Below are 12,774 nucleotides of genomic sequence, written 5' to 3'. Positions count from 1 at the left end.
CGCGCTTGAACCCTAGATCATCCGCATAGGGCTTCACAACCGGATTGAACGGCGCATCCCGTCACAGAACGACGTTGTCCACCCGTCCGAGCCGACCACTGGCAAAGTCACAGGACAGGCCCAGAAGGCCGAGAACGGTTTCGATTTCTGCTGCGTTTCTGGGCGCATAGACCATGACAGCGGTTGGCGGGATCATGCCCGCCGCGGCCATCGGATGCGGTTCTGCCCAGCCCAGATCAATGATTTTCGGCACTGCGTCCTCGGGCAGCATCATGTGCAGGCTGCCGTCCTGCGGTGGATGGACATGGGCGAATTCCCTGCCGACCATGAACGCCTCACGGCAACCGCATCCGCGCCCGTGTTCGAGGCAGAGCGCCTCTGCGCCCGGCACCGAGATCATCGAGGGCTGGCGGATGACAAAGGGAAAATCAAAGGCCCGTTCCCTGAACGCCCGAACCGTTGCGGCATCCGGGTTCTGGGAAATCTGGGTATGCGGGGCACAAGGCGTGGTCGCAGGCCTAGGCCCCTCGCGCGGCGGTATCTTCAGCACGGTATCGCCTCCGGCAGGTCGTGTTCCTTCATCGCCTTTACCAGGGCGGCGCGCATGGTCGGGACATGGGGAATTTCCCTGCCGGCGATCTTGGCAGGGCTGACCGGCTTGGGTCCGGTGATGTCGGGCATTTTTCGTGGTGCTCCTTTCGTGTCTTTTCAACTCAACCGAACCGAAAGGCGCTTTCGACAGCGCCCATAACGGGGTCTTCTAGCGTCTTGCGCCCAATGTCCGCGCCTGCTGCGCCCGCCACAACGTGCAGCGGGATCAGGTGCTCTTCGCGCGGATGGGCCTCGCGGCCGCCCGGGGCATCGGACCAGCGCGCAAGCCTGCGGTTGCGTTCCTCGGGATCGGGGCAGGTCACGGCCTCGGTCAGCCAGGCATCGAACGCGCCGCCAACGATGTCGTCTCGCGCCCCGCCACGCAGGCTCTGCATCAGCACGGACATGTTGTGATAGGTGTTGCCGCTGCCGAGGATCAGCACGCCCTCGTCGCGCAGGGGGGCCAGGGCACGGCCAAGCGCAATGTGGCGCGCGGGGTCGAGATCGCTGGCAACCGAAAGCTGGACACAGCGAATGTCGGCATCGGGAAAGGCGACCTTGAGCGGCACGAAAACGCCGTGGTCAAACCCGCGCGTGGCATCCTTCGCAGCGGCAAACCCGGCGGCGCGGGTCAGCTCATGCACCCTGTCTGCCAGCGCCAGATCGCCGGGGGCGGGCCACGTTAATTCATAAGTGTGCGGTGGAAAGCCGCGGTAATCGAACAGAAGCGGTGGCGCGGGATTGGTTTGCACGGTGAAGGCGGGTTCCTCCCAGTGGCCCGAAATCACCAGAAGCGCGCGGGGACGTTCGGGCAATGTGGCAGGCAGATCCTCCAGGAATTTCCGGTGCCGGTCCCATTCATCGGGCGGATTCCAGTCCATGAAGAAACACGGGCCGCCGCCATGGGGAATGAACATCGTGGGCATACGGGTCATGTTGCATCATCCTCACCGGTCAGGCCATTCGAGACCTTGCCTTTCGTTGTATGGATAAGGAGTAGTTGAGTTGTGTCGTTATTTAAAGTAGGGACGAAAAAGTAACTATAAAATCGAGCCGATCCCATGCCCAGAACGCCGCCACAATGCCCGATGGATTCGATCCTGCGTCTGCTCATGGGACCGTGGACAACCCACATCATCTGGGTGCTGAGCGATCAGGGGCCACAAAGATTCGGGGTTCTGAAACGCGCCGTGCCGGAAATATCGACCCGAATGCTGACCGAGCGGCTGCGGATGCTTCAGCGCGCCGGGGTCGTCTGGCGCGAACAGGCCGAGACGATCCCGCCTGCGGTCACCTATGGCCTGACGCCGCGCGGCAACGACCTGCGCGGCGTTCTCGACGCAATGGGCGAGATCGCGGAACGATGGAAGACCGAGGGGGTATTTGAAGGTGATGACTTGGGCGGGGCCGCTTCACCAAACTCGCGTTTGTGAGTTAGGCTGCGCCACCCGGCTTCTGCCTGTGAGCGCGGTCAGACAGGTTGCGCCGTGCATTCGATATCACGTTTTGGAATCAGGTGATCGCCATGCGGGAAAGTAAAGTGGCCGATGTGCTGAAAGGAGCCAGAGAGGTATTCCTGAAGTGCGGTTTTGAAGGTGCCAGCGTCGATGCGATTGCCGAAGAAGCCAAGGTGTCGAAGGCAACCCTCTATGCGCATTTTCCAAGCAAGGACAAACTCTTTTTGAGCGTCTTGCAATCCGAGTGCGACAGCCTTTCAGAGGAAATCTGCCGTCCGCTTACAAGCCAGAATGATGCGCGGAGCATGCTGGAAGAACTCTCTCGGCGGATGATCGGGTTGGTCATGGATGATGACTATATGCGCCTCCTGCGCGTTTGCATCGGCGCGGTTTCGGTTCTGCCGGAGGCAGGTGAAATATACATGAACGCAGGTCCGAGGCGTGCCATCAGGATCGTCGCGCAAATACTCAGAAATTTGCATGAGACGAAATCACTGGACGTGAAAAACGTCCAAAACGCCTCTGCTCAATTTATTCATCTCTCTGTATCTGGCGTTATCATGCCGCAATTGCTGGCCGTCGATCAGCCTATCGATGTGTCTGAGCACTCAAGACGGGCGGTTGATGCGTTTTTGGGGGCATATGGCGGACGCGATGCCTCTTGAAGTGGCGTGGTCAATGGATTGCCTTCTCGTACTTCTGCGGGCGCTATCGAGCGCCGTGCCGGATCAGATGAGATTGAATTCTTGACCCGGACCGACCCACAGACTAACTCCCACGTAACATAAACCGACCGGACGGTATAGTTTGAGCAAGCCCATGCCCCCTTCAGAATGCAGAAACGCCTCGCGCAGGATACTTTCAGCGGCGCGTGCGATTGCCACCCGTGAGGGCGCGGGCAGGATCACGATCGAGGCGGTCGCGAAGGAGGCCGGCCTGAGCAAGGGCGGCTTGCTTTACAATTACCCGACCAAGAAAGCGCTGCTGTCTGGCTTGTTGGCGCAGATGCTGGCCGAGCACCGCGAATTGCTCGAGAGCGTGCCCGAGCGGCACCCCGCACGCACGCTCCGGGGCCATCTCGAAACGGTTCTACAGTCGGAAGAGGTGGATGGTGACCTGTCGATGGCGATCCTCGCGACCGCTGCATCAGATCCGCAACTGCTCGATCCGCTGCGGGCGGAATTGACCGACGACCTCGGGCGTATCCTGTCCGATACACAAGACGCGCCGGGTGCCATGGTGGCCTTTTGGGCAATCCAGGGGCTGCGTTTCCAGAAGCTGTTGAAGCTACCGGATGGCGGTGCGGACACCAGAGAACGCGTCATCGAACGATTGAGGGCCCTGATCGATGATCTCAAGTAAAAAAGACAAAAGCTGGAAGGGGATCGCTGCGGTTATTGCTGTGGCGGGGGCGGCACTCCTGATGGTGTCCTTTCTTCCTGTGTCCTTGGGCGAAGTGCTGGCCCAGACAGGCCAGGAGTCGAGTGAACCTGGTGCCGAAACAAGCCAGGCGGGCGCGTCCGACAAGGAGGTCGTGGTCGAGGTGACCCGAGCAACGCGCCGGACCGTTACGCGCGGTCGCACCGTTGCCGGACGGGTCGTGCCGGCCCGCACCGTGGACATCGCGTTTCAGGTGTCCGGACAGGTCCTGCGCCTTGAGGTGGAACCGGGTGACAAGATCAGCAAGGGCGATCTGATCGCGGCGCTCGATCCGGTCGATTTCGAACTCGCCGTGGATCGGGCGCGGGCGGCCTTCGTCCTTGCTGAGTCCGAGATCAACCGCGCAGCGAGTCTTGCCGAACGGGGCGTTGCTGCGGAATCCCGGCTTGAAACCGCCCGCGCCGAATACGCGCAGGCGGAAGTTGCGCTGCGCGAGGCCGAGCGACGCCTCTCCCAGACGCAGATCGTCGCGCCTTTCGACGCGATCGTGGCACGCACATTCATAGAAGATTATGTCAACGTCACCTCGGCGGCATCGGTGGCACGTCTTCAGGACGTCAGCGAGTTAAGGATCCTGATTTCTCTGCCGGAAGAACTGGCGGCCGTCGCACGAAGCGCGCCCGACGCTTTCGATCTCGTGGCGAGTTTTCCGGCGGTGCCTGGCTACACGGCACCGCTCGTGCTTCGGTCCTTTGCAACCGATGCGAACAGCACGGCGCAGACCTATGATGTGGAATTCGCAATCACGGGCGATGTCGATTCGCGTCTTCTGCCCGGGATGACGGCCAGGGTGCGTCTTTCAAACGCAGCCGCCGAAGCCAGTGCACAGTCCGTCATGGTCCCGGTTTCGGCGATCGATACCTCAAGCCGAACCGAGCCTTCAGTCTGGATCTACGACGAACAGTCGGGACAGGTCACACGCCAGACGATCCGCTTGGGGCTGCCCGTCGATAACGAGATCGTGGTTCTCGAAGGTCTGGAGGGCGATGAATTGATCGTTTCCGGCGGGTGGTGGCGACTTCGGGACAATCAGACCGTGACGGTTTCGGGGCTCTGATCCCGCCCCCTTGACAGGACACGAACAGATCCATGGCATTCAGCATTTCAGGCGCAAGCATCCAGCGGCCCGTCGCGGTCTGGCTCCTCATTCTCTTTTGCCTTCTTGGCGGGTATTGGGGACTGAACACGGTGGGCCGCCTTGAAGACCCGAGTTTCACGCTCAAGACCGCACTCGTCTTTGTGCCGTATCCCGGCGCGACAGCAGTCGAGGTCGAGGAAGAGGTCTCTGACGTCATCGAAAACGCGCTGCAGCAGATGAAGCAGCTTGACCGGGTCGAATCCAAGTCGATGCCGGGCATGGCGCAAATCACCGTGGAGATCGAGGGCACATATGGCCCGGATGAGATTCCGCAAGTCTGGGACGAGATGCGCCTGCGCATCCGCGACGTGGAGGGGGAGCTTCCCGAAGGCGCGCGCGCGCCCATCGTCAACGACGATTTCGGCGCCGTTTACGGCATGTTCTATGCGGTGAAAACCGAAGGTCTGAGCCCGCGCGAAGAGCGGGATCTGGCCACGAAATTGCGGCTGGGCCTAGTGACCGTGGACGGTGTCGCCAAGGTCGAGGTTCAGGGCCTCACCGAAGAGGTGATCACGATCTCGATTCCATCCGCGCGCCTGACAGAGCTGGGCCTTCCGCCCAACCAGGTTCTGAGCGTGCTGAACGACGAGAACCTCGTCTTCGATAATGGCGAGATCACCGAGGGGCCGGCCCGCATCGGCCTGTCCGTTCCGCCGGGTTACGTGACCCCCGAGGGGATCGAACAATTACGGCTTGGCGCGGCCGGAGAGGTCGGACAGGTTGCGATCCGTGACATCGCCCGCGTCTCCCGCGACGGCCCGCATCGGCCTGTCCGTTCCGCCGGGTTACGTGACCCCCGAGGGGATCGAACAATTACGGCTTGGCGCGGCCGGAGAGGTCGGACAGGTTGCGATCCGTGACATCGCCCGCGTCTCCCGCGACGAGGCGGAACAGCCGAGCCAGGTGATCCGCCACAATGGCACGGCAGCCTTCACCCTCGGGGTTTCGGCGTTGACGAACCGCAACGTGGTCGAAGTTGGTTCGGCGGTCGCGGCCCGGCTTGAGACGTTGAAGGCCGACTTGCCGGACAGCGTCGAGATCACGCCGATCTACGAACAGCACGTCGTCGTTGACGAGGCCGTCTCCAGCTTTCTCCTGAGCCTTGCGATGTCGGTCGCCATCGTTGTCGGGGCGCTGATGATCACAATGGGCTGGCGCGCCGGCCTGGTGGTCGGCACGACGCTCGGGCTCACTGTGTTCGTCACGCTGTTCTTCATGTCGGTCTTCGGGATCGCGATGGAACGGATCAGCCTTGGTGCCCTGATCATCGCGATGGGGATGCTGGTCGACAACGCCATCGTGATCACCGAAGGAATGGTGATTGGCATGGCGCGCGGAAAGAGCGCGATAAAAGCTGCGGCCGAGACCGAAAGTTCCACGTCCATTCCGCTGCTTGGAGCCACCGTGATCGGGATCATGGCCTTTTCCGGGATCGGACTTTCGCCGGACTCCACCGGCGAGTTTCTGTTCTCGCTCTTCGCGGTGATCACCATCTCGCTGCTGATGAGCTGGATTCTGGCTGTTACGGTCACGCCATATCTCGGCATGCTGCTGCTCAAGGCGCCAAAAAAAAATACCTCGGATGATCCCTACAAGGGCGCGTTCTACGCGATCTATCGCGGGTTGCTCTGGCTCGTGCTGCGCGCGCGTGTGCTGGTTGTGCTTGTAATCGTGGGAATCACGATTGTGTCGGTGATGGCCTTCGGGCAGGTCAAGCAGGCCTTTTTCCCGGCGTCAAATACCCCGCTTTTCTATGTCGAATTCCAGATGCCGCAAGGGACCGACATCAACGTCACCGACCGTGAAATGAAACGGCTCGAACAGTTGATCCTGTCTGAAGACAAGGTGACCGACGTGACGACCTTGGTGGGGCGCGGCGCGAGCCGATTCATGTTGACATACAACCCGGAGCAGGCAGATGCCAGCTATGGCCAGCTTATCGTTCGTGTGGCCGACGCCGAGGCGATCCCGGCTATGGCCAATCGATTGAATCGTGATCTGCCGGCCGAATTTCCCAACGCGCTCGTCCGGGTCGAAGAGCTTGTCTTCGGCCCGCCCTCCGGTGCCGATGTGGCGGTCCGGTTCTCTGGTCCCGATCCGGTCGTTCTGCGCCAACTCGCCGACGATGCATTACGGATATACGAGGCCGCCGGCACAATTACCAACCCGCGCACCAATTGGCGCCAGCGCGAAATCCTTGTTGAGCCGATCGTCGATGAGTCGCGCATGCGGCTGGCCGGGGCCACGCGCAGCGCGATTGCCGATACCGTCCGCTACGGAACGTCGGGCTTGCGGGTCGGTGAATTGCGCGAAGGCGACGAGGTCATCCCGATCCACCTGCGGCTGCCCGCGACCGAACGGGACGGGGTTGACCGCGTTCGGGATCTGTCGGCCTGGTCCGATGGTGCTGGCACCTACGTTCCCATGGCCAACCTTGTGGAACGGTTCGAGCCGCGCCTCGTCGAGGCGCTGATTCACCGGCGCAACCGCGAACGCACCATTACTGCCCTTGGCGGTGCACGGGCGGATCTCACCGCCGATGAGGCCTTCAAAAGCGTGCGGGCCGAGATCGAGGCACTCCCGCGTCCCGACGGCTACAGCATGGAGTGGGGTGGCCAGTATGAAAGTTCAACCGACGCCCAGACCAGCCTTGGCAAACAGCTTCCCCTAGGCTTCCTTGTCATGCTGACAATCTCCATTCTCATGTTCAACAAGGTGCGCCAACCCCTCATCCTTTGGCTTGTCGTGCCAATGTCCGTGACGGGCATGGTGCTCGGGCTGCTTTTCACCGGCCTGCCTTTCACCTTCACTGCTCTGCTCGGCTTCCTTTCGCTGTCGGGAATGCTGATGAAGAACGCGATCGTTCTGGTCGAAGAGATCGACGTTCAGCGCGCAGAGGGTGTGGCGGATTACAAGGCAGTGATTGACGGTTCGGTCAGTCGTCTACGCCCTGTGGTGCTCGCCGCAGGCACGACGATCTTCGGCATGATACCCCTGCTGCCGGATGCGTTTTTCGCGTCTATGGCGGTGACGATAATGGGTGGCCTCGCGTTTGCCTCGGTGCTGACCCTTGTCGCCGTGCCGGTACTTTACGCACTTCTTTTCCGTATCCGTCCACCAAAAGAAGAAAGCACCGACTCGAAAACCGGAACAGCCTCTGGTTGAAGTGGTTCATGCTTCAAGTAGGTAGGGATCACCCTTGGAACAAAATGCCTTTGTAGAGTAGCGCCAGCTTCTAAATCGTGGCGAAGGCAGGCGATATTTTCTTTAGACCATCAACATTTCTTGCTTGCGCGAGGGTCAGCTACGCCCGGAAAAGAGAATGTTGCCGCAAAGCGGTCCGTTCGTTAAACGCAAAAGGCCCACCAGTGATGGTGGGCCTTCCGGTTGAATTCTCTGTATCAGTTCGCGCAGGCGCGGATGGCTTCGATGTCCGGCCCATTGGGTGACCGACCCAGATTGAAGGGGGCGGACGCATCGCGCCATTTGGCGTAATCGGCCAGATATTCGAGCTGGCTGAGATAGACCTTGGCCGAGGCGGGGTTTTCGCAGGCGGTCTCGATGATCACCTCATTGGCGAGTTCCTGCACGCGCGCCAAGGTCTCGTCGTCGTAGCGGGTGATCTCGATGCCAGCGTCCTTGAACTGCTGATAGGCCTCGGTGGCGCGCTTTTCGGTGAAGGAAAGCGACCAGATCAGATTGGCCTGAGCCGCGATTTTCAGATCCTCCTGCGTTTCAGGAGAGAGCGCATCCCACGAGGCCTTGTTGATCATCACGCCAAAGACCGAAGCCGATTGGTGCCAGCCCGGAGTGGCCCAGAACTTGGTCACCTGATGGAAGCCGCCTGAATAATCAACATTGGGGGTCGAGAATTCTGCGCCGTCGATCACGCCGCGTTCTAGCGACTGATAGATTTCGCCACCGGCCATGGAGACCTGATTGCCGCCGAGTTTTTCGAGCAGGCGACCCTGTTCCAGACCGGACAGGCGCAGGCGTTTGCCTTGCAGATCCTCAAGGGTCACGATGGGCTCATTGGTACGGAAACCGGATTCGTTGTTGGTCACGCCGTAGGGCAGGTAGACCATGCCGAATTTGCCGTAGATCTCGTTATAGAGATCGGCACCACCCCATTGTTCGATCCAGTTGACGTAGTCGATGGCGTTGAAGAGGCTGGCGGTGGTTGCCAAGGGGGAGAACGCCGAATCGCGGCCTGCCCAATAGCCCGGCCAATCCCCGCCAGCCTGAATGGTGCCAGATTCCACTGCGCCAAAGACTTCGCCTGCGGGCACAAGCGCGCCTCCCTCGAAGAACTCGATGGTCAACGCGTCGCCGGTCAGCTTGTTGGCGAGGTCGACGAAATGCTTGTCGATCTCGATCAGCTCCAGAGAGCTGGGCCATGTGGTTGTCATGGTCCAGCTTTCCTGCGCGGCAGATTGCGTCGCAATCCCTGCGGCCAGAGCGAGGCCGGTTACGAGAGTAATCTTCGTCAGCATGGGTAGTCTCCTTGTTTACTTGGTGTAGAGCGTCTCTGGTAGCCATGTGACCAGTTGCGGAAAGATGGCTACACCGAGGCACATGATCAGGATCAAGCCAATGAATGGCAACACCCCGATGATGATCTGTGAGGTTTTGACCGACTTGGGCGCGATAGCGCGCAAATAGAACAAGGCATAGCCAAAAGGCGGCGTCAGAAACGAGGTCTGCAACACCACCGACATGAGAACAACAAACCACAAGAGGCTGACATCCATCTCTTGCACGATGGGCAGAAAGATCGGGAACGAAAGCAAGACAATCCCCGTCCAGTCGAGGAAAGCGCCCAAAATGAACACGATGAACAGCATCATCGTAATGAGCATCCACGGCTCCATATCCATGCCCCGGATGATTTCCTGAGTGGCGCGCAACCCGCCGGTGATGTTGAACACGCCGGTAAAGGCGGTTGCTCCGATCACGATGAAGAGGATCATCGCCGAGGTGCGCCCGGTCTCCAGCATTGCGCCGTAGAAGCTGATCCATCTGAACTTGCCGCGAAAGATCACGATCAGCAGCGCCAGCATGGCCCCGATGGCAGAGGCCTCTGTTGCCGTGGCTATGCCCGCTAGGAGCGAGCCGAGGATGCCGAGGATCAGCACCAGGGGCGGTACGGCCTCAATCGCCAGCATCTTGAGCAGGGCGCTGCGGCTGACCTTTTCGTCCGGCTCAACGGCGGGGGCCATATCGGGGCGCACGAAGGCCACGATCACAACCCAGACGGCGTAGAGCAGTCCGAGCAACATGCCGGGGATCATTGCACCGGCAAACAGTTCGCCTACCGAGAGCGGTGAGTAGCTGGCCATCAGGATGAGCATGATAGAGGGCGGAATGAGAATGCCGAGGCAGCCCGAGGCCGCGATGACGCCGGTGGTGAGCGTCGGGCTATAACCATATTGCAGCATCGGGCGCAGGGCCATGACGCCCATCACGGTGATTGAGGCGCCGATGATGCCGGTGGTCGCCGCCAAGAGGATCGAGATGAACACGACCGCCAGTGCTAGACCGCCGCGCACATTGGACATCATCAGCCGGAGGGATTCGAACATTCGGTCGGTGACGCCGCTGTCCGAGAGAAACCGGGCCATCAGCACGAACAGTGGAATGGCAATCAGCGTGAAATTATCCAGCACATCGCCGAAGATGCGATTGATGACGATGCCCAGCACCATCGGCTTGCCCGCGATCAGCGCACCCAGAACGGCGGTGCCGCCCAGCACAAAGGCCAGCGGATGGCCCATGAAGAGGCCAAGCAGCAGCAGGCCGAACATGCACAGGGCGATGACTTCAGGCGTCACTGCGCACCTCCTGACGATTGAATACGAGTTTCAGAACCTCTGCGATCCCCTGCAACAAGAGCAGGGCCGCCGCCGCAGCCATCGCCATCTTGAGCGGATAGACGGGCAATTGCACCGAGCCATAGGTGGTTTCACCCTGCGCATAGGACCGCATCGCAAATTCATAGGAGCGGGTCGTGAACACCCAGGCGAAGGGAAAGAAGAAGATCAGATAGCCCAGAGCATCGACAATACGGGCCGGGGTCTCGGACAGATTGGCGGTCAGCAGATCCACCCGCACATGCGCCTGATGCCGCAGCGCATAGCCGCCGAGCAGCACAAAGTAGAAGCCGAACATCTGCTTTGTGACATCAAACGCCCAGCGAGTCGGATCGTTGAGCACGTAACGCATGAATACGTCATAGATGATGAATGCCGCGAACACGATCGCCACCACAGAGACGATTCTGCCGATGGTTTCGTTAAGCCCGTCAATGGCGCGAATGATCATGATTTCCTCCGCCAGTATGCGTCGGCATACTATCCCGACACGGGCAGGATACAAGGCGAGGAATTGAGAAGAAGAACTATTTTAGCCCGGATAATTCACGAGAAGGCGGCGGAGGTATCGTAACCATCTGAAATGCTGTATGTTTTGGGTGCTACCGCCAAACATGCAGCTTTTGAGAGGACGACCCCCGCCATGGTCCAATCTACGTGCTCCACGCCCCGCCTGTCACCCCTCAATGGCAAGCCGGTCCTGCTTGGATTTGACGGCGCAGACATGAGCTCCGACGCAGGGCTGACGCTGCTGCGCGAGATCGAGCGCGAGGCGGGTCTGGCGCAGCGGCTTGCAGATTGCCTGTGCGATCCGCGCGATCCGGCAAAAGTTCAGCATAGCCTGTGCGACATCATCCGTTTCCGGATCATGATGATCGCAGCTGGGTATGAAGACGGCAATGACGCGAACGCCTTGCGGCACGATCCCAGCTTCAGGATTGCACTGGAGCGCGGCCCGGAAACCGGGGCGGCATTATGTTCGCAGCCGACGATTCCACGCATGGAAAACCTGCCCGATACTCGCGCGCTGATCCACATGGGTCGCGAGATGGTCCGGTTCTACTGTCAGTCCTTTGCGCGCGCTCCAGGCCGGATCGTGCTCGATATAGATGATACCTTTGATGCGGTGAATGGCCACCAGCACCTGCGCCTGTTCAATGCGTTCTACGACGAGTTCGGCTTCCAGCCGATCGTCGTGTTCGACGGTGAAGGCCGGCTCGTGGGGATACTGTTGCGCCCGGCCCGCCGGCCCAAGGGAGCCGAGAGCGCGGCCCATATCCGCCGGTTGATTCGGCAGATTGCCAGGCATTGGCCCGAGACGGAAATCCTGCTGCGGGCGGACGGCCATTACTGCACCCCGGAGGTTCTGGACCTGTGTGACAGGCTCGGGCTGAGCTATGTCTTCGGTCTGTCAAAGAACGGCCGTCTGGCGCAAAACATCTCGGCTATGGAGGCATCGACGGCAGCGCGCTACACACGCACCCCTGGTCAGAAACTGCGCCGGTTCAAGACCTTTTCCTACGCGGCCCGGTCGTGGTCGAAACCGCGCCGCGTGATAGCCCGCGTCGAGGTTGGCCCAATGGGGCGCGATACCCGCTACATCGTCACCAATCTCGAGGGCGGTCGCGGCAAGCATCTCTACGAGAAGTTCTATTCCGCACGCGGTCAGGCGGAAAACCACATCAAGGCATGGAAGACCCATCTCCCATCAGACCGAACATCATGCTCGAAGGCGAACGCCAACCAGATGCGTCTGATGCTGCACAGTTGCGCCTACTGGCTCTGGTGGAAATTGCGCGCCGCCTGTCCAAGGAGATCCCCATGGCGCCGCGCCCAATTCGACACCCTGCGGCTGCATCTCGTCAAGCTGGCTGCAACCATCGTCGAGAAGAAGACCCGGATCAGCATCACACTGCCGACATCATGTCCGCGACAGGGTCTCCTCCATCTTCTCTTCGACGCGCTCGCCCCACCGAAAGCAGCCTGACGCGAGCGGCCCGACAACCCCGAAACATCAATCCATATTACCCAACAACCACGTCAACGACCGGCCAGCAAACCGGACGCAAACATCGGATGCGCGCGACAGACCCGAGATCCGTGAAACCGGCCCCGGGAACACATTAATGCAGCTTCATGAATTATCCGGGTTAGGATTGCAGAAAGACACGGTAACTACTCACGGTTTGTTCAGCCGGTGAGCGGCACTCGTCTGGCTTGACTTATAATCAGATGCAATCAATTTTACCTTTTGGCCACGAGCTTCCTTTTCCCGTGC

Annotated in this window: 13 protein-coding genes; 7 read left to right on the top strand and 6 right to left on the bottom strand. The window is 60.3% G+C overall.

The annotated features are described in order from the left end of the window. Positions 1-61: 61 nt before the first annotated feature. The 3 genes from GC127_RS00795 to GC127_RS00790 are packed head-to-tail and all read right to left on the bottom strand — an operon-like array spanning position 62 to position 1,526. Positions 62-550 (bottom strand): luciferase family protein, encoded by a 489-nt coding sequence (locus GC127_RS00795; RefSeq protein WP_151975918.1) that lies wholly within the window; start codon positions 548-550, stop codon positions 62-64. Beyond that, the gene (locus tag GC127_RS22625) at positions 544-681 is read right to left on the bottom strand and encodes a hypothetical protein (protein ID WP_009820029.1); all 138 of its coding nucleotides are present in this window, start codon (positions 679-681) and stop codon (positions 544-546) included. The genes GC127_RS00795 and GC127_RS22625 overlap by 7 nt, the downstream gene beginning before the upstream one ends. A 32-nt stretch (positions 682-713) precedes the next feature. After that, positions 714-1,526: a class III extradiol ring-cleavage dioxygenase gene (locus tag GC127_RS00790; RefSeq protein ID WP_151975919.1), complete on the bottom strand. Its 813-nt coding sequence runs from the start codon at positions 1,524-1,526 to the stop codon at positions 714-716. A gap of 126 nt (positions 1,527-1,652) precedes the next feature. On the opposite strand from GC127_RS00790, the gene GC127_RS00785 reads away from it, so the two are divergent. The 6 genes from GC127_RS00785 (at position 1,653) to GC127_RS00760 (ending at position 7,791) form a co-directional block, all read left to right on the top strand. Beyond that, entirely contained in the window at positions 1,653-2,024 is a 372-nt protein-coding gene (locus GC127_RS00785) for a helix-turn-helix domain-containing protein (RefSeq protein ID WP_254699915.1), read from the top strand. Between the two features lie 92 nt (positions 2,025-2,116). Then, positions 2,117-2,713, top strand: a complete 597-nt coding sequence (locus GC127_RS00780; RefSeq protein WP_051372651.1) for a TetR/AcrR family transcriptional regulator — start codon at positions 2,117-2,119, stop codon at positions 2,711-2,713. Between the two features lie 154 nt (positions 2,714-2,867). Next, complete coding sequence (locus GC127_RS00775) at positions 2,868-3,410, top strand: TetR/AcrR family transcriptional regulator (protein WP_151976018.1); 543 nt, start codon at positions 2,868-2,870, stop codon at positions 3,408-3,410. Next, complete coding sequence (locus GC127_RS00770) at positions 3,397-4,545, top strand: efflux RND transporter periplasmic adaptor subunit (protein WP_151975920.1); 1,149 nt, start codon at positions 3,397-3,399, stop codon at positions 4,543-4,545. Before GC127_RS00775 ends, GC127_RS00770 begins: the two co-directional genes overlap by 14 nt. A 32-nt stretch (positions 4,546-4,577) precedes the next feature. Next, entirely contained in the window at positions 4,578-5,486 is a 909-nt protein-coding gene (locus GC127_RS00765) for an efflux RND transporter permease subunit (protein ID WP_151975921.1), read from the top strand. Next, positions 5,416-7,791, top strand: a complete 2,376-nt coding sequence (locus GC127_RS00760; protein ID WP_254699945.1) for an efflux RND transporter permease subunit — start codon at positions 5,416-5,418, stop codon at positions 7,789-7,791. Before GC127_RS00765 ends, GC127_RS00760 begins: the two co-directional genes overlap by 71 nt. 236 nt (positions 7,792-8,027) lie before the next feature. Here GC127_RS00760 and dctP read toward each other — a convergent pair whose 3' ends face one another. The 3 genes from dctP to GC127_RS00745 are packed head-to-tail and all read right to left on the bottom strand — an operon-like array spanning position 8,028 to position 10,947. Then, entirely contained in the window at positions 8,028-9,119 is a 1,092-nt protein-coding gene (gene dctP, locus GC127_RS00755; RefSeq protein ID WP_008282854.1) for a TRAP transporter substrate-binding protein DctP, read from the bottom strand. A 15-nt stretch (positions 9,120-9,134) separates the two neighbouring features. Continuing rightward, the gene (locus GC127_RS00750; RefSeq protein WP_199861947.1) at positions 9,135-10,457 is read right to left on the bottom strand and encodes a TRAP transporter large permease subunit; all 1,323 of its coding nucleotides are present in this window, start codon (positions 10,455-10,457) and stop codon (positions 9,135-9,137) included. Beyond that, positions 10,447-10,947 carry a TRAP transporter small permease subunit gene (locus GC127_RS00745; protein ID WP_151992544.1) on the bottom strand — a complete coding sequence of 167 codons (501 nt, stop codon included), beginning with the start codon at positions 10,945-10,947 and terminating at the stop codon, positions 10,447-10,449. Before GC127_RS00745 ends, GC127_RS00750 begins: the two co-directional genes overlap by 11 nt. A 192-nt stretch (positions 10,948-11,139) precedes the next feature. On the opposite strand from GC127_RS00745, the gene GC127_RS00740 reads away from it, so the two are divergent. Further along, positions 11,140-12,483, top strand: coding sequence for an IS1380-like element ISRssp8 family transposase (locus GC127_RS00740; RefSeq protein ID WP_151975923.1), 1,344 nt, complete (start codon positions 11,140-11,142; stop codon positions 12,481-12,483). The last annotated feature ends 291 nt before the right edge of the window (positions 12,484-12,774 follow it).

This window comes from Roseovarius sp. EC-HK134 (assembly GCF_902498815.1).
GTDB lineage: Bacteria > Pseudomonadota > Alphaproteobacteria > Rhodobacterales > Rhodobacteraceae > Roseovarius > Roseovarius mucosus_A.
Note: the sequence above shows the minus strand (reverse complement) of the source record. Positions and strands in the feature narration are given on the sequence as shown.